Origin of the sequence: Enterobacter sp. MGH 37 (assembly GCF_000534515.1) — a bacterium.
In the GTDB taxonomy this organism is placed as follows: domain Bacteria; phylum Pseudomonadota; class Gammaproteobacteria; order Enterobacterales; family Enterobacteriaceae; genus Enterobacter; species Enterobacter kobei.
The window spans coordinates 584,249-600,485 of the sequence record NZ_KI973205.1 but is presented as its reverse complement, the minus strand read 5'-3'; the positions used below and the strand labels follow the sequence as shown (position 1 = coordinate 600,485).

The 16,237-nt window shown below is 56.7% G+C and carries 15 protein-coding genes; 2 read left to right on the top strand and 13 right to left on the bottom strand.

The genetic code is table 11. From position 1 onward, the window contains the following. Positions 1–10 precede the first annotated feature (10 nt). Together L383_RS20810 and L383_RS20815 are read left to right on the top strand one after the other, a co-directional pair. Positions 11–1,450 (top strand): SDR family oxidoreductase, encoded by a 1,440-nt coding sequence (locus L383_RS20810; RefSeq protein ID WP_023332521.1) that lies wholly within the window; start codon positions 11–13, stop codon positions 1,448–1,450. An 89-nt stretch (positions 1,451–1,539) separates the two neighbouring features. Then, on the top strand, positions 1,540–2,553 hold the full coding sequence (locus L383_RS20815; RefSeq protein ID WP_014883185.1) for an NAD-dependent epimerase/dehydratase family protein: 1,014 nt from the start codon (positions 1,540–1,542) through the stop codon (positions 2,551–2,553). 104 nt (positions 2,554–2,657) lie between these two features. Here the strand turns inward: L383_RS20815 and L383_RS20820 are convergent, their stop codons facing one another. From L383_RS20820 to gspE, 13 genes are all read right to left on the bottom strand, one after another. Further along, entirely contained in the window at positions 2,658–4,481 is a 1,824-nt protein-coding gene (locus L383_RS20820) for a glycoside hydrolase family 19 protein (protein WP_023332520.1), read from the bottom strand. A 133-nt stretch (positions 4,482–4,614) separates the two neighbouring features. After that, a complete protein-coding gene (gene iagB / locus L383_RS20825) occupies positions 4,615–5,055 on the bottom strand; it encodes a type III secretion system invasion protein IagB (protein WP_014883183.1) in 441 nt (146 codons plus the stop codon). A gap of 103 nt (positions 5,056–5,158) precedes the next feature. Next, a complete protein-coding gene (locus tag L383_RS20830; RefSeq protein ID WP_023332519.1) occupies positions 5,159–7,873 on the bottom strand; it encodes a glycosyl hydrolase family 18 protein in 2,715 nt (904 codons plus the stop codon). A 253-nt stretch (positions 7,874–8,126) separates the two neighbouring features. Beyond that, positions 8,127–8,924 (bottom strand): prepilin peptidase, encoded by a 798-nt coding sequence (locus L383_RS20835; protein ID WP_023332518.1) that lies wholly within the window; start codon positions 8,922–8,924, stop codon positions 8,127–8,129. After that, the gene (gene gspM / locus L383_RS20840; RefSeq protein WP_014883180.1) at positions 8,921–9,406 is read right to left on the bottom strand and encodes a type II secretion system protein GspM; all 486 of its coding nucleotides are present in this window, start codon (positions 9,404–9,406) and stop codon (positions 8,921–8,923) included. The genes L383_RS20835 and gspM overlap by 4 nt, the downstream gene beginning before the upstream one ends. Further along, positions 9,403–10,536, bottom strand: coding sequence for a type II secretion system protein GspL (gene gspL / locus L383_RS20845; protein ID WP_023332517.1), 1,134 nt, complete (start codon positions 10,534–10,536; stop codon positions 9,403–9,405). The genes gspM and gspL overlap by 4 nt, the downstream gene beginning before the upstream one ends. A 15-nt stretch (positions 10,537–10,551) precedes the next feature. Continuing rightward, positions 10,552–11,562, bottom strand: a complete 1,011-nt coding sequence (gene gspK, locus L383_RS20850) for a type II secretion system minor pseudopilin GspK (protein ID WP_023332516.1) — start codon at positions 11,560–11,562, stop codon at positions 10,552–10,554. Further along, a complete protein-coding gene (gspJ, locus tag L383_RS20855) occupies positions 11,559–12,230 on the bottom strand; it encodes a type II secretion system minor pseudopilin GspJ (protein ID WP_023332515.1) in 672 nt (223 codons plus the stop codon). The genes gspK and gspJ overlap by 4 nt, the downstream gene beginning before the upstream one ends. Beyond that, on the bottom strand, positions 12,227–12,607 hold the full coding sequence (gene gspI, locus L383_RS20860; protein ID WP_023332514.1) for a type II secretion system minor pseudopilin GspI: 381 nt from the start codon (positions 12,605–12,607) through the stop codon (positions 12,227–12,229). The genes gspJ and gspI overlap by 4 nt, the downstream gene beginning before the upstream one ends. Beyond that, positions 12,600–13,085: a type II secretion system minor pseudopilin GspH gene (gspH, locus tag L383_RS20865; protein WP_014883175.1), complete on the bottom strand. Its 486-nt coding sequence runs from the start codon at positions 13,083–13,085 to the stop codon at positions 12,600–12,602. The genes gspI and gspH overlap by 8 nt, the downstream gene beginning before the upstream one ends. Next, entirely contained in the window at positions 13,085–13,534 is a 450-nt protein-coding gene (gspG, locus tag L383_RS20870) for a type II secretion system major pseudopilin GspG (RefSeq protein WP_014883174.1), read from the bottom strand. The genes gspH and gspG overlap by 1 nt, the downstream gene beginning before the upstream one ends. 3 nt (positions 13,535–13,537) lie before the next feature. Beyond that, on the bottom strand, positions 13,538–14,746 hold the full coding sequence (gspF, locus tag L383_RS20875; protein ID WP_014883173.1) for a type II secretion system inner membrane protein GspF: 1,209 nt from the start codon (positions 14,744–14,746) through the stop codon (positions 13,538–13,540). Beyond that, positions 14,746–16,224: a type II secretion system ATPase GspE gene (gspE, locus tag L383_RS20880; protein WP_014883172.1), complete on the bottom strand. Its 1,479-nt coding sequence runs from the start codon at positions 16,222–16,224 to the stop codon at positions 14,746–14,748. The genes gspF and gspE overlap by 1 nt, the downstream gene beginning before the upstream one ends. Positions 16,225–16,237 lie beyond the last annotated feature (13 nt).

Here is a 16,237-nt window from a genome sequence, read left to right as displayed (position 1 = left end):
GGAGCCTCACGTGCCGCAACGCATTCTGGTGCTGGGCGCCAGCGGGTATATCGGTCAGCATCTCACCACGGCGTTGAGCCAGCGGGGACATCAGGTGCTGGCAGCGGCACGCAACACCGACCGCCTGCAAAAGCTGGCGTTGCCGGGCGTCACCTGCCACAACGTTGACCTCAACTGGCCGAAGGCGCTTCCCGCGCTGCTGGAAGAGGTCGACACGCTTTACTACCTGGTCCACAGCATGGGCGAAGGCGGTGATTTTATCGCCCACGAGCGACAGGTGGCGTTGAACGTCCGCGATGCCCTGCTGCAAACGCCAGTGAAGCAGGTGATTTTTTTAAGTTCGCTCCAGGCGCCTGAGAGCGAGCAGTCCGATCACCTGCGCGCGCGCCAGCTGACGGCGGACACCCTGCGCGGGGCGAATATCCCCGTCACCGAACTGCGCGCAGGGATCATCGTCGGCGCGGGCTCAGCCGCTTTTGAAGTGATGCGCGATATGGTCTACAACCTGCCGGTACTGACGCCGCCGCGCTGGGTCCGCTCGCGCACCACGCCGATTGCGCTGGAGAACTTGCTCCACTATCTGGTGGCATTGCTCGATCACCCGGCGGAGCAACACCGGGTGCTTGAAGCAGCAGGCCCTGAAGTGCTGAGCTATCAGCAGCAGTTCGAACATTTCATGCGCGTCAGCGGACGCCGCCGCTGGCTGATCCCCATCCCCTTCCCGACCCGCTGGATCTCAGTCTGGTTTTTAAATGTGATCACCTCCGTGCCGCCGACCACCGCCAAAGCGCTGATTCAGGGGCTGAAACACGATCTGCTGGCGGACGATCGCGAGCTGCGCGCCTTAATCCCTCAGGATCTGATCCGGTTTGACGACGCGGTACGCAATACGCTGAAAGAAGAAGAGCAGCTGGTGAACTCCAGCGACTGGGGTTATGACGCGCAGGCCTTTGCCCGCTGGCGGCCGGAGTACGGTTATTACCCGAAACAGGCGGGCTGCACGGTAAAAACCTCTGCCAGCCTTGAGGCGCTGTGGGAAGTGGTGAACCAAATTGGCGGCAAAGAACGTTATTTCTTCGGCAATCTTCTCTGGCAAACGCGTGGGACAATGGATCTGCTGGTGGGGCACAGGCTGGCGAAAGGTCGCCCGGCACGCCCGTATCTTGAGGTGGGCGACGCGGTGGACAGCTGGAAAGTGATCATCGTCGAGCCGGAAAAGCAGCTGGCGTTGTTGTTCGGTATGAAAGCGCCGGGGCTGGGGCGACTCTGCTTCACCCTCAAGGATAAAGGCGATCGCCGGGAACTGGACGTCCGCGCCTGGTGGCACCCGCACGGGATGCCGGGCCTGTTTTACTGGCTGTTCATGATCCCCGCCCATCTTTTTATCTTCCGGGGAATGGCGAAACGAATTGCGCAACTGGCAGAACAAAAAACGAAAATAACTCATTAAAACGCTTTTTCTTTCACCTTTCCCATTGCATAGCGCCGTAATTCACGAAAGAATGCGCACGAAATTCTTTTTCAACACAGTGGATTGATATGAAGGTACTGGTTACCGGGGCGACCAGCGGCTTAGGCCGAAATGCGGTCGAATTTCTGCGCAACAAGGGCATTAGCGTCAGGGCTACCGGTCGCAACGAGGCGATGGGAAAACTGCTGCAAAAAATGGGCGCAGAGTTCGTCCATGCCGACCTGACGGAGCTGGTCTCCTCGCAGGCGAAGGTGATGCTCGCCGGAATCGATACGCTGTGGCACTGCTCCAGTTTTACCTCTCCGTGGGGGACCCAGGAAGCCTTCGATCTCGCCAACGTGCGGGCCACCCGCCGTCTGGGCGAATGGGCCGTTGCCTGGGGGGTACGTAACTTTATTCATATCTCCTCCCCGTCGCTCTATTTCGACTATCACCACCATCGCGATGTGCAGGAAGATTTCCGTCCGGCACGCTTTGCCTGTGAATTTGCGCGCAGCAAGGCGGCCAGTGAAGAGGTGATCGACCTGCTGGCGCAGTCGAACCCGCACACCCGCTTTACGGTACTGCGTCCGCAGAGCCTGTTCGGACCGCACGACAAAGTGTTTATTCCGCGCCTGGCGCAGATGATGCATCACTACGGCAGCGTGCTGCTGCCGCGCGGTGGCGATGCGCTGGTGGATATGACCTATTACGAAAACGCCGTCCACGCCATGTGGCTGGCCAGCCAGCCGGACTGCGATAAGCTGATCTCTGGCCGCGCCTATAACATCACCAACGGCGAACCCTGTACGCTACGCAGCATTGTGCAGCGGCTGATTGATGAACTGCAGATCGACTGCCGCATCCGTTCTGTCCCCTACCCCATGCTTGACATGATTGCCCGCAGCATGGAGCGATTTGGCAGTAAAGCGGCCAAAGAACCTGCGCTGACGCATTACGGCGTCTCTAAACTCAATTTTGATTTCACGCTGGATATTTCGCGGGCAGAGAACGAACTGGGGTATCGGCCGGTGGTGACGCTAGATGAAGGGATTGTGCGCACGGCGGCGTGGTTACGGGATCACGGGAAACTGCACCGCTAGCCTGTTGCCCGGTGGCGGCTTCGCCTTACCGGGTCTACAACTGCACCGTACCGCTGGAGAGGGTGCAAAAACTAAAACGGCAACCTTTCGGTTGCCGTTTGCTATTACAGAGCGGTCCAGGCATCAGACCATGCCAGGCCAGCGCCTGGTTCATAGTATGCCGGGGCGTTGTTACACCAGCCGCTGTACGGGAACGGTTTGCACTGGAACAGTTTACCGTGGTTGTTCACGATATCGCCTGCCTTGTACTTGCTGTTCGCGCTCCACGCCGCGTAATCGCCAGACGTACCTTCGTCCGGAGACGGTGCTGCTTTGGCTTTCACGTTCAGCAGATAAGAGGTGGTGCTGCTCAACTCACCGTCGCTCACGGTCAGGCTGATTTCAATCTGCTGAGCCGTTGCAGACTCTGGAGCAGTAAAGGTGACAACCGCTTTATCCTGACCGGTTACGGTCTGACCGTCCTGGGAACGCCAGGTGTAGGTCAGCGCGTTGCCGTCTGCATCGGTAGAACCTTCCGCGCTCAGAGAGACATGAGCACCCGCCTCAACGGCGCCGATTGGACCCGCGATATGCGCCACCGGCGCGTGGTTCACCACAGCAGGTTCAGCCGGGGTTTCATCCGGAACTGGCGCTGGCGCCGGCGTTTCGTCTTCTGACGGCGTAGGCGTTGGCGTTACCGGGGTTTCATCCGGCGTAACGGAACCGTCATCGTTAACGATGTTCACGTTAAAGAACTTCTGCACGCACTTGCTGTAATCACCCTCTTTGAACGCGCTGAACGGCGTCTGGTAGCCGACGAGCTGGCAAGAGTAGGTTGCACCGCTTGGCGTATCCGCGCTCCATCCCCAGTCCTGCTCCCAGTAAATCTTCAGCGCGCCAGCACCGCCTTCGTCGAACTGCTTCATGTTCGCGCAGCCCAGCACTTCGTTCGCCGGAACAGGGACCTTCAGGTAGTTCGCGAACTCTTTGTAGTACTTGATACGGTTTTCAGACTGTGCAATTTCAGTTGGACCGCCGCACTCAACGCCACCGTTGATGATCTGGGTGGTCACGCCGAAGCCAGGGACCAGGCCGTTGGCTTTATCGTGATCGTTCGGCTGCCATGTACCGTCGATAACCTGCAGCATGCTTGGTTTAGGCGGCTGTGGATAGGCGAAGAAGAAGATCGCACTCGCCAGGTTCAGCCAGGTATCCGCCACCAGCTCAGGTTTGTCGAGCAGCGTACGTACGTCACCGTACATCGCTTCAGAGAACGGGCCGTAGTTGTAGTTGTAGGACAACTGCTTCGCACCGCGACCGAAGTAGCTCAGGAAGTCGCCGTCTTTATCTTTACCGCACGGCCAGGTCTGACCCTGCCAGACGTCCGGGTTACATTCGCCGTTATAGCCGCCCTTCTGGCCTTCGCTCCAGCCCATCTCACGCACGTGAACCAGGGCCTGACGCCATTCGGCTTCCGGACGCCAGCTTTCGTGACCGCCCGTTTCCTGAGCAAAGTGGGCAAACATGGTTGCCAGCTCTTTACGGCAGATAGCGTCACTGTCGCGACCGTCATTGTAGGTCTTACACAGCGCCGGGAATTTACCAACCGCTTTCAGGAAGTTGCTGTAGGTGTACGCCTGCGCGCGCAGCGGGAAGAGATATTCCCAGTCGCTGGCTTTCACGATCCCTTCCACGCGTTTCACGTTCTCCGGGTTCGCCGCACGACCAGGTTCAATCAGTTCAACCTGGGCGTTGTCCAGCGTCTTAATGGTTTCCTTTACGGCATCCATCAGCGGGAAGCTGGTCAGCTCTTTCTCTTTCTTCGCCAGATCGCTGGCGTTCATGGTGTATGGTTCACTGGTGGTCGCTTGCAGCGAGGCAGCCTGCGCCATAAACGGTGCTACGCATGCGCCGGCAACGAGAACACTCAGTAACGTCCTTTTGTTCATTTCACTATTCCTGTTTATTTAAGTTAAATAATAACAATCCAGGCTTATGTATTAATCCGTTAATAAATAAACCGCAGACAGCTGTTTTCTCTTTTCGAAGAACACCCTCAGGAATTCTTCAAAAATAAAAAACTCATTCGTTTGCTGTCGCTTTCAGTTCCTGATATTTTTTCCACACTTTGTGGGCGTATATCATGCGTTGCGGATAATTTTCTTTCTTTAATCCGGCGTTATAGGCGCCGACCGCCTCCCAGTTATAGCCATACACTTTAATCATGCTGGATAAAATCGATGCGCCAACCATAATCGAGGTACAGGGTTCGGTTATTAGCCGATATTCATCTATCCCCCTGCTCTCCAGTGCCGAAAAATGTGAGCTGTTAATTTGCATCAACCCCACGTCACGCGTACCGTCATGGTTTCTGCCGACCGCATACGGGTTCATTCCCGACTCCACATTGGCAATCGCGTACAGTAAATAAGGATCGACGTGATAATAATGTGCCGCTTTATCCCAACAGTTTGCCAGCGCGCTTTGGCTGATAATTAATAATAAAAAAATTAACTTTTTCATTTTTACCTGCTGACCGTTTCGTTTATTTCTCCTTAACAACATCCTGTAAAATCATTTTTGATTTACTCCCCCCTTATACGGGGGGAGTCTTTATCAGCTCAGATTATTGGCAATCTGTCGCTGGGCCTTCTTTGACCCATACATCGCTGTTCGCTGGGTTGTCACCACGGGTCCACCATTTGGCACGGTAAACGTTGCCCTGGTAAGTAGTGGTTTCGCCGCCGTTGTACACCAGATCAGAACGCCAGTTCATCTTCACGTTGCTCGCAAGTTCCCATGCGTCCACGCCGAAGCCAGGCTGGTTGCCCTGAGTCCAGTACTTCGCTTTCCACACCAGATGGTCGAAGCTTACGGTATCGCCAGTGTTGTAGATTTTGCTGGAATCCCACGCGGCGTAGTTGCCGGCGTTGGCGTCAACCGGTGCGTCGCAGCTGCCGGTTGCAGTGCCTTCGTCAGATGGCGGAGTCACGTCATCAGCAGGTGGTGTAACTTCGTCAGACGGCGGAGTCACGTCATCAGCTGGCGGCGTCACGTCGGCTGGTTTCGGATTAACCGTTACCTGGACGTTAGACTGCACGCTGGTTTTACCATCGCCTACCACCACACTCAGGGTGTAGGAAGAGGTAGAAGCCACTTCTGGCGCAGTGATGGTCACGTTCGCGGTGTCAGTACCGGTCGCGTGCATATCTGCCGGAACGCTCCAGGTATAGGTCAGGTTATCACCGTCTGGATCCGCAGCCTGCGCATGCACAACATAGGTTTCACCCGCCTGCAGCGTCACCGCTTCCATTGGGTTCACAACCGGTGCCTGGTTAGCCTTCGGCGCCTTGTTAACAACCTGCACGTCAATCGCGTTGCTCAGGCCTTTGGCGTCGGTAACCGTCAGGCGGAACACCATGGTCTGATCGCTGGTCGCAGCCGCAACGTTGAAGGTCGCTTTCGCTTTGGTGCTGTTGGTCAGGGTGACCGATGGGCCAGAAACCTGAGTCCATTTGTAGGTAATCGCATCGCCGTCTGGATCGCTGGACGCGGAACCATCGAGCGTAACGGTTGCCGGGCCAGAAACGTTCTGGTCTGCAGAAGAGGCGATTGGCGCATGGTTGGTCACAACAGGATCAACCGGCGTAGAGCCGCCACCCAGCAGGCTTTCGTTCATGGCGTTCAGGATGTCGCCGGTATCGGAGTCAATAGACCATGCGAACAGACCGCCCAGGTTTTTCTGAAGCACGTATTTGCCTTTTGCAGCAGTAGAACGCGCGTCTTCATAGGTGATCAGGTCACCCGTCGTTTTGTTGAACACGTATGGCGCTTCTGCATCCGCGTCGTAGCCGTATTCCCAGCCTGGTTTGCCTTTGTACTCGTTAACGATCTGACGATAGTCAACCACGCCCGGTTCCCAGGTACCTTTCACCATACCGGTCGCGGTACCGGTGAACGGATTGTTACCGGTGTAGCCGTGTACACCCGTCCAGCCGCGGCCATACATGCCCGCACCGACCACGATCTTGCCAGGCTGTACGCCTTGCTGCAGCAGGGCATCAACCCCGTTTTCCGTGGTGTAGTTGGTGTCTGGTCGCCATGCTGGCGCATGCAGCGCAGCCTGGTGGCCCAGCTCGGTATTGCTCCAGCCGCCGTAGAAGTCGTAGCTCATCAGGAAGATGTGGTCGAGGTACTGCTGAGCAGTGGTGTAGTCCACGTCTTCAATCTTATCTTTACCCGCACCGATTGCGCTGGTCAGCTCATAGGTACGGCCAGTCTGGGCAGACAGCTCGTTCAGCATCGTGCGCAGATCGTGCATCAGCGCCGTATAGGTCGCTTTATCCTGCTGCGGGTTGCCTTTCGTCTCGGTCACACCGCCGCCGCCCGGGAATTCCCAGTCGATATCCACACCGTCGAAGAATTTCCAGGTCTGCAGGAACTCTTTAACAGAGGAGACAAAGCGTGCGCGGATAGCCGGGTCGCCCATGTGGAAGAACGGATCGGACAGGGTCCAGCCACCGATAGATGGCAGTACTTTCAGGTCCGGATGCGCTTTTTTCAGCGCCATCAGCTGACCAAAGTTACCTTTGTACGGGTCGTCCCAGTTGGACACGCCAGCCTGCGGTTTTTGCAGGGCAGCCCACGGATCGTGGATCGCCACGGTAAAGTCAGGACGTCCCTGGCAGTCGCGCTGCAGCACGCCGTAGCTGTTGCCGCCTTCTACGGTTTTCAGGCCGTCGTTGATGCCGTCACCGCCACAGATTGGAATGAAGCCATACAGAATGTGGTTGAGGTTCGCAGCAGGAATTTTGTCAACCGGGAAGTTACGGTCGTAAACGCCCCACTCAGGGAAGTAGGCCGCAACCACTTTATCGGTATGCTGCGCGAAGGATTTGTTGTTCTCATGCATTGTCGTGTTCAGCGGCAGCAGGTGGCTACCGTCGGTATCCGCAACGATGATCAGCTTGCTGGCGCTTTTCGTACAGCCGCTGTTGTTACAGACTTCAACCTGCTCCTGATAACGTCCGCCTTTTTTCACTTTGAACGTTGCAGAGCCCGCCGCGCCGCCGGCACCGGTCCACACGGTTTTACCGTCCAACAGCACTTTGGCTGAAGTTGGCGCATCACCGCTCCAGACGTTCCACTCGACTTTGACATCTACGCCGTCATTATGGACTTTAACCAGACTGTTATAATCCTGAGCGGCCTGATCCACTTCAACCAGCGCAAATTTGTCATTGCCGGAACCAATGGACGGTGCGCCTGGTGCCGCTGCGAATGCGGAGCTGGTTGCCGCCGCAATAAAGAGCGCCAGATATTTAGGCTTCATAAAATTCATTTTTATTTCCTGATAAATTTATTCGTAACGTTAATACCCATGCCTTCCTTGAGAACATGGCGTGTTTCGCGTAATGCGTATTTAACTAACCTGACAACCGAGACAAAAAACGTTTTGCTGCTTTGTATTCCTCCATAAAAAGATACAAGCCCAAATTCCGTGTAGCTTATATCCTTTACGATACACTGAGCGCAAAGAGACGTCCTTCTCTTCCACCGCTGAAAAAATTTATAAAAAAGCTTGACCTGTATATTTAAAATATGAAAGCAAACTGCTGCCCAATAAACACAACTATTCCAGCAAAAGAAAGGTAAGGTCCGAAAGAAATAGTGAGGTTATTTTTATTTGAATTATTTAAAGCAAAATACCCAACGATACCGCTCAGTGCGGCTGCGAGTTCAATCGTGGGCAGAGCCTGCCAGCCGCACCAGGCACCTAATGCCGCCAGCAGCTTGAAATCACCGTATCCCAGACCTTCCCGCCCGGTAGCCAGACGAAACGCCCAGTAAAGCAACCAAAGAGACATATAGCCCGCCACCGCGCCGAGCAGCGCGTCGCGTAGCGGCAACTGGTGATCGAACGCATGAAGCAACAGTCCCGCCCAGAGCAGCGGCTGGGTCAGGCAATCCGGAAGCAATTGATGCCGCCAGTCAATCATCGTCAGCGGGAGTAAAAAGCCGGCCAGCAGCCACAGAGAAAACAGCGCCTGAACGTCGGGCATACACCACGCCGTCAGGCCAAAAAACAGGGCGGAAACCAGCTCAACCAGAAAGATTCGCAGCGGGATAGCGGTTTTGCACTGGCTGCATCGCCCGCGCAGAAGCAGCCAGCTCACCAGCGGAATATTCTCCCAGGCCGCCAGCGCGTGCTGGCACACCGGGCAGTGCGAGGACGGAAAGAGCAGATTTCCGCATCCCTCCTCTTCCCTTACCATGGCCGGCACGCGTTCGGCGACAACGCCGAGAAAACTGCCCACCATGCCTCCTAACACCGCGCTCGCGCTCGCGAACCCCACCGGGTAGACGTCCCGCATCAGCGCAACGCTGTTCATGCGGTTTTACCCCACGTGAGTTGCACTTCAGCCTTCACGTCGCTGAGATGATCCACCGGCGTAAGGTTCATTTTCTGCAGCCTGACGCCGGAGGTCTGGTTAATTTCCCGCAGCCAGTTCTTTAATTCATAAACGTTCACGCGGCTGACCACGAACGATAACGTTTGTCCATCCTGATGCACATCCGTCAGGGGAAGATGGATCTCCTGGGCGCTATTTTCCACCAGCGCACGCGGGTTATTTGTTTTGGTTACCTGAACCTGCAAATGGTTTTTATCTATTTCACTGCGCATCCAGTTCAGGGTTTCTTTTTGTCTGGCCAGGGTCGAAGCACTATTTTGAATCATATTATCCAGCGGCATAACCCCGGCGTAATAGACCGCGGCCCCCAGCAGGGCGGCGGCACATATTTTTAAAATGACTTTTTCCCTGGCGCTGTAATTCTGGTAACGAGACTTAAGCTGCGCAATTCGCTGTTTCATTTATATTTCCCTGCGATCATGGCGGTATAAGGTGCTGACGTGGACACGGGCTGCAGGGTGAAATCAAATTTCTCACTGGCCTGGTTCACAAACGTCTGTAATGCGGTCTGGTTTTGTGCGCTGACGCTCAGCGTCAACGTATTCTGCCGCGCATCGTATTCCAGCAGGTCGATTTCCATTGCCGGAACGGCCTGTCGGGCTTTCTCCAGATCGTCAAACTGAAGAAAGATCCCTTTACCCTGCTTCTTCATGTTTTGACCAAAGTGGTACTTAATATTGGTCTTGTGACGCATGCTCGGGAAATGGTGTTCGTAGACCTGCTGGATCTCCTGCTGGATCTGATTTTCCTGCTGTACCAGCATCCAGGCCATCGCAATGCGCGGCCCCAGCAGCAGGCTAAGGGAGAACAGCCCTACGGCGGCCATCGCCACGTTTAACCGTCTGGCGGCTTTGCCATTGCTGGCTTTGGCGCTGAACGCCCCGTGCAGAAGCGTGACGCGGCAGGCCTGCCACTGGGGCTGAATCAGCACCAGCGGATGCTGCCAGGGCAGCACAACATCGACATCCACACCGGCAGGTGCATCACCGTAGCAGCAGACCTCACCCTCTCCGGCTTTCTGCATCAGCAGCGGCAGCAGGTTGGCCTCCATTTCACCCGCGACGTGCGGGGATAACCGCAGCCACCAGGTTTCACCTTCGGCAACCAGCGTGCTGCCGCCCGCCGTCACGGGCAGCAGCCAGGCATCCGGTAGCGCCTGCACAACCGTCAGACCCGCCTCCTGACAGCGGGTTAACCACGCCTGAAGACTGTCGGCATCGATCGCCACCGCGTCGACCTCTGCGCCCTTTTTGCTAAGCACGGTCCAGTGAAGCGAGTCCACGTCACCAATCAGCGTCTCTTCGGCCATCCACGAGAACGCCGTCGCCAGAGAAGCGACCTTTTTCGGCAACGTAAAATGGCGGAAGATCATGCTGCTGGCCGGCAACAGCAGACATACGCGCGTCGCCAGCGGATGATCCGCCAGTGCCTCCAGGCTAGCCACGGTTTCCACCTGCTGAGTGCCGGAGACACACCACATTATTTTCCCGCCCTCGAAGCTGTCGGGACGAACAAAAAGTACCTGTTTCATAGCGATCTACTTTTCTTATTCAATCATTCGGTAACGACGCTGCCACGTCACGATCTCACCGGCTTCGTTATTAACCTGAAGCTGGCTTACCACACGAAGCGTTAATTCATCGGTATTGCCGGTGTAGTTAACGCGGAAATACCGGCTATTTATTGAGAGAAGCTCTGCCACCTGCGGAAGGTCATCTTTCAGCTGCGGGAAGGTTTGCTCCAGCGCTTTGCTGAAGGTCTCCATGTTTTCCCAGCCGCTTTCAGGACGCGATTCAATCAGGCGAAGGGCGTCATCTTCAGTTAATTTCTCCGGGAACAGGGCGGCCAGTAAGGCGGCCTGCTCCGGTTTCAGGGTATTCACATCCACCTTGCTGGCGGTGTCCGGTAACGCGCACAGCAGTTTGCTTACCTTCGGATATGCCGCCGCCGGGAACGCAGGCAGCAGTTTGATCTCCGCAATGGTGCGCATCATCTGGTTAGCAGGCTGACGGGCAGGCACGACGCCTGCCCAGGCATCACTCTCGGCGCCTTCTTTGGCCGTCGTCGTGTCGCCATCGAGGTAGTCCACCAGTTGGAGGTAAACTTCTTCCGCCGTGGACTGGCTTAGCCCGCTCTGCGTCAGGATCTGCTCAACAATTCGCTCGTTGCGCGGCTTTTCCGGCACGGTAGTCTGCGCTTGCCCCTGGGCAGGCTTTTCTGCTGCCAGCAGGTTATTAACGTTGAAGCAGTCCTGGGCATCTTCGACCTGGCTTACCACCGTGTAATCTTCCCCCTGCGTTTCCAGCGGCTGCTGCCAGTCCCCTTCCGGTGACAGCGCGTTGCTCTCGCCGCTGGCGTCACTCTGCAGACGGTCTTTGACCACTTTTTCCTGGGCCTGCATCGCCCAGCGCAGCTGCTGCTGGCTGACCTGATAATGCGTTTTCTGCAGGTTGCGGCAGAACTGCTGGCTGATTTTGGCGGCCAGGGCCGACATCATCACCAGCAGGATCAACACCACCAGCAGCGCCACCCCTTTCTGTTTGCGTAAGGCACTCATGGTTTCGCCTCCGGAGCAGGTTGTGGCGCGGGTTGCGGCGCAGTCCCTGCCTCTGGCGCGGCGGCAGGCGCGGCTTCTGACCCGGTGGCAGGTGCCGGTGCAGCCACCGAAGGCAGATCGCCCGGGGTCGTGAAGACCCAGCGCCAGGTATCACCGTTTTCCATCGTCAGCGTCAGCTCAACCCCGTCCGGCAGATGCGCCGGGTCGCTCCAGCTTTTCTGCCAGCCCTGACGGTAAAAACGCCACGTCAGGGATTTCACCTCGCTGACGATCGGCACTTCGTCCGGTTTAACGTCCGCCGGGCTGTCAATGACCGGCCAGACATCGCGGTAAAGACGCCCCTCTTCCAGCCGCCAGCGCACCCGTTCGAGCTGCACCGTACCGCTCACGCCGTTGAGCGTGGTCAGTTCCAGCGCATCATCGACCTGACGGAACAGGTCCGGCTCGTTGCGCGGCGCGCGCGCCTGAAGCTGGTAAAAATCGCGTTCCATCAGGCTCCAGGCGCGCTGAAGCTGATTGAGCTTCGCCGCGCTGGCGTCGGTTGCTGAACTGGTGCGCATCGCGCCGTCCAGAATCTGCCAGGCCAGGGTGCTGATCACCGCAAAAATGGTCAGCGCAATCATGATCTCCAGCAGGGTAAATCCGCGCTGGCGTCGGGCTTTGTTCACTTGATCTCTCCCGGCGGCACAATCTGCAGCGATATCACGGGCTGGCTGTCGTCGCCTTCCGCATAAACGCTGATGGCGTTTGCCCAGCGGTTGTCCGCCGTTTTGATGCGCTGTTTACGCCACGTCCAGCCGCGCCCGCCCATGGTTTCGCTTCCCCGTTCTTCGGCATCGGGAAAGTCGCTTTTAGTCAGTTGCACTTCCGCCAGCTGGTTTTCCGCCACCCAGCTGGCCTGCAGCGTATCGGCCAGGCCGTGGGTGAAACGCACGTTCAGAGACACCGAGTTCATCAGCGCCAGCGCGGCGGTGGAGAAGATGACCAGCGCCACCATGACCTCCAGCAGCGTCATCCCCGTTTGCTTTTTCTTACCGTTAGCCATCGTTTTCTACCGATACGGGCGCCGCGCCTTGCGACACCACGCGGAAATGGTGCTCTTTGTCATAGCTTTGCAGCGTCAGCGTGAAGCGGCTGATTTCGCCGTCCGGCAAAAAAAGCACCTGCGGATCGGACGTCAGCGTCGCGGCCAGGCGCTGCGGCGAGAGCGATACGTGCATCTCCTCCGGGAAATCACCTTTGGTAGTGATACGGCCCGCGGATAACGGTACCCAGCGACGCTCGCCCTCTTTATCTTCGAGCGTCACCAGCTGATAGTTATCCGTGGTGATCACCAGCCCGACGATATTTCCGTCCATCACCGCACGGTCTGAACCATAATCAACGAGGGCTTTTAATTGCTGGCCAAATATATCCGCACCGCTGCGCGAAGGTATTGTTGACACCACCATCATGGCGCAGCTGGCAAATATCACCAGCGCCAGAATAATTTCCAGCAACGTAAAGCCGCGTTGATTTTTCATTATTTCTCTTTCTTATCCAGAGACCAGTTCGTAATATCATCGGCGGTATTGGCTTCACCGTCCGGGCCAGACGAGAAGACGTCAACCGCACCGTGCTCACCCGGGCTTACGAGGAGATAATCATTACCCCATGGGTCCTGCGGCAGACGGCGAATATAGCCATCCGCGCGGTAGCCGTTCGGGATTGGCGCGATTTCCGGCTTGGTCACCAGCGCCTGCAGGCCCTGTTCGGTTGTCGGATAACGGTGGTTATCCAGCTTATACATATCCAGCGAACCTTCGAGCGCGACAATATCGCTGGTCGCCTTTTGGGCATCCGCTTTTTCTTTATTACCCATTAAATTGGGCACCACCATACTCGCCAGTACGCCGAGAATAACAATGACCACCATTAATTCGAGCAATGTGAAGCCCGCCTGGCGAGCCAGGTTTTTACGTTTTAAAGCCATGATTTAACCTACCATATTATTAAGTTGCAGAAGCGGTTGTAATATTGACAGCACGATGAATAAAACAATCGTTGCCATGGATACCACCAGCGCCGGTTCAAATACCGACAGCGTTAACGTAATGCGATGCTGTAATCCCGATTCCTGGTTTTCCGCCGCGCGGTCCATTAAATTGCCTAATTCGCCGCTCTCTTCCCCGGAGGCAATCATATACAGCATGGTCGGCGGGAAGAGTCTCGCCTGCTCCAGTGCGGCATACAGCGATGCCCCCTGGCGGACGGTATCCGCCGCCTGCTCCAGCACCTGCCGGGCGTAGAGGTTTTCGATACCGTCCATTGCGATATACATCCCCTCCAGCAGCGGTACGCTACTGGCCTGCAGAATACTCAGGGTGCGGATATAGCGGGCGCTGTTGATGGCGCACACCAGTTTTTTTATCGGCGAACCGTTCACCAGCCAGCTGTGCCAGCGAAAGCGGTTTTTGACGTTTCTGACCCAGGCTTTGAAACCGACAATCCCCCCGCCGATGCCGCCCGCGATATAAATCCCGTAAGCCTGCAGGAAATCACTCACTGCAATCAGCGTGCGGGTGGTGATCGGCAGTTGCTGCTTCATGTGGGTGAACTGTTCGATCACCTGCGGCACCACCGCGACCAGCAGAATGCTGATGACCGCAATGGCCACTACCGTCAGGGTAATCGGGTAGACCATCGCCTGCGTCAGCTTGCTTTTCATCTTCTGACGCTGCTCGTTGTATTCGGCCAGCTTTTCCAGCACGTCGCCCAGGTGACCGGTCTTTTCACCGGCCATCACCAGCGTGCAGTAGAGTTTGTCGAAGGTGCGCGGAAACTGGCTGAAGGCGTCAAACAGCGTGTGCCCTTCCACCACCTTCTCGCGAATTTCAACCACCATCGCCGCCAGCTTTTTGTCTTCCGTCTGTTTGGAAATCGCTTTGAGCGCGCTCTCCAGCGGCAGCGCCGCGTTGACCAGCGTGGAAAGCTGGCGGGTAAACATCGACAGCACCGGCGTAGAGAGCTTTGCGCCGGTTTTCGCTTTTCCGGCAGACGCAGCCTCACGGGTTTCGTTGATGCTGACGGGCATCAGCTTTTGCTCGCGCAACATCTGGCGAACCTGCTTTTGCCCCTCAGCCTGCAGCGTGCCGCGCTGGGTTTTCCCCGCTGCATCCGTTGCCGTCCAGGCGTAGAAGGCCATTACGCATCTCCTCCACGCTCGGCGGTAACGCGCATCACCTCTTCGAGAGAGGTCACGCCGCTAATGACCTTCAGCAGGCCGTTCTCACGCAGGCTGTAGGCCTGCTTAAAGAGCTGCGTTTCAATGGACATTTCGTCTTTATCTTCATGAATGGCGCGGCGCATGGTGCTGTCCACCACCAGAAACTCATGAATACCGGCGCGCCCCTGGTAGCCGCTCTGGCGGCAGTGTTCACAGCCCACCGCGCGGTAGATGGCTTTTGGCGGCGTGTCCATAAAGCTGAACAGCGCTTTCTCATTGGCGTCCAGCGGACTGGTGGTCCGGCAGTGCGTACACAGCCGACGCACCAGACGCTGGGCAATGACACCGAGCAACGATGAACCAATTAAAAAGGATTCCAGCCCCATATCCCGCAGACGGGTGATCGCCCCCGCGGCGCTGTTGGTGTGCAGCGTAGACATGACCAGGTGACCGGTGAGCGACGCCTGCACCGCAATTTGCGCGGTTTCACCGTCACGAATTTCCCCGATCATCACCACGTCCGGATCCTGACGCAGAATGGCGCGCAGTCCGCGGGCAAAGGTCATGTCCACGCGCGGGTTAACCTGCGTCTGCCCCACCCCTTCCAGTTCGTATTCAATCGGGTCTTCTACGGTCAGAATGTTGCGTTCGTGACCGTTCAGCGCCGAAAGAATGGCGTACAGGGTGGTACTTTTACCGGAGCCAGTCGGCCCGGTGACCAGGATGATGCCGTGCGGGCGGTCAATCAGCCCTTTCAACTTTTCCAGCTCTTCATCAATCAGGCCAAGCTTGTTGATGTCGGGCTTCAGATTGCTTTTATCGAGCAGACGCATCACCACACGCTCGCCGTACTGCGAAGGAATGGTCGATACACGCACGTCGATTGCCTTACGGCCGATGCGCAGGGAGATACGTCCATCCTGCGGCAAACGCTTCTCGGCGATGTCGAGTTTTGACATCACCTTGATGCGCGACACCAGCAGCGGCGCGAGCTTGCGCGCTGGCTGGAGCACCGGGCGCAGCACGCCGTCGACGCGAAAACGAATGCTCAGCGTGCGCTCAAAGGTTTCGATATGAATATCCGACGCGCCATCTTTGACCGCCTCGCCAAGAATGGCGTTTATCAGGCGGATCACCGGCGAGTTTTCGTCGTTGTCGAGCAGATCCTCGTTATCCGGGATCTCCTCGGTTAACGCCATCAGATCGATATCCGCGTCCATATCGTCCACCAGCTGCTGAGAGACGCCGCTGCTCTGCTGCCAGATTTTCGCCAGCAGCTCGTCAAAGGCCTCTGGCGTCAGAGTCACCGGGACGAACGTGCGTCCCAGCACCCGGCGCACTTCCAGCAGCGCAAATGCCGGGGTGTCTTCACGGATAAAGACGTCATTGTTGTAAAATAAAACGCCGTTATCTTTTGCATAGCTGCTGCTACACAGGGTTTTACTCAGTTCGTCCACGTTGCCCCTCCGC

Excerpts from the sequence above, each read along its gene's own strand:
- L383_RS20830 (WP_023332519.1), bottom strand. The coding sequence starts at position 7,873 with ATGAATTTTATGAAGCCTAAATATCTGGCGCTCTTTATTGCGGCGGCA.
- gspK (WP_023332516.1), bottom strand. The coding sequence starts at position 11,562 with ATGAGTGCCTTACGCAAACAGAAAGGGGTGGCGCTGCTGGTGGTGTTG.
- gspM (WP_014883180.1), bottom strand. The coding sequence starts at position 9,406 with ATGAAACAGCGAATTGCGCAGCTTAAGTCTCGTTACCAGAATTACAGC.
- gspL (WP_023332517.1), bottom strand. The coding sequence starts at position 10,536 with ATGAAACAGGTACTTTTTGTTCGTCCCGACAGCTTCGAGGGCGGGAAA.
- L383_RS20835 (WP_023332518.1), bottom strand. The coding sequence starts at position 8,924 with ATGAACAGCGTTGCGCTGATGCGGGACGTCTACCCGGTGGGGTTCGCG.
- gspG (WP_014883174.1), bottom strand. The coding sequence starts at position 13,534 with ATGGCTTTAAAACGTAAAAACCTGGCTCGCCAGGCGGGCTTCACATTG.
- gspI (WP_023332514.1), bottom strand. The coding sequence starts at position 12,607 with ATGGCTAACGGTAAGAAAAAGCAAACGGGGATGACGCTGCTGGAGGTC.
- L383_RS20815 (WP_014883185.1), top strand. The coding sequence starts at position 1,540 with ATGAAGGTACTGGTTACCGGGGCGACCAGCGGCTTAGGCCGAAATGCG.
- iagB (WP_014883183.1), bottom strand. The coding sequence starts at position 5,055 with ATGAAAAAGTTAATTTTTTTATTATTAATTATCAGCCAAAGCGCGCTG.
- gspF (WP_014883173.1), bottom strand. The coding sequence starts at position 14,746 with ATGGCCTTCTACGCCTGGACGGCAACGGATGCAGCGGGGAAAACCCAG.
- L383_RS20820 (WP_023332520.1), bottom strand. The coding sequence starts at position 4,481 with ATGAACAAAAGGACGTTACTGAGTGTTCTCGTTGCCGGCGCATGCGTA.
- gspH (WP_014883175.1), bottom strand. The coding sequence starts at position 13,085 with ATGAAAAATCAACGCGGCTTTACGTTGCTGGAAATTATTCTGGCGCTG.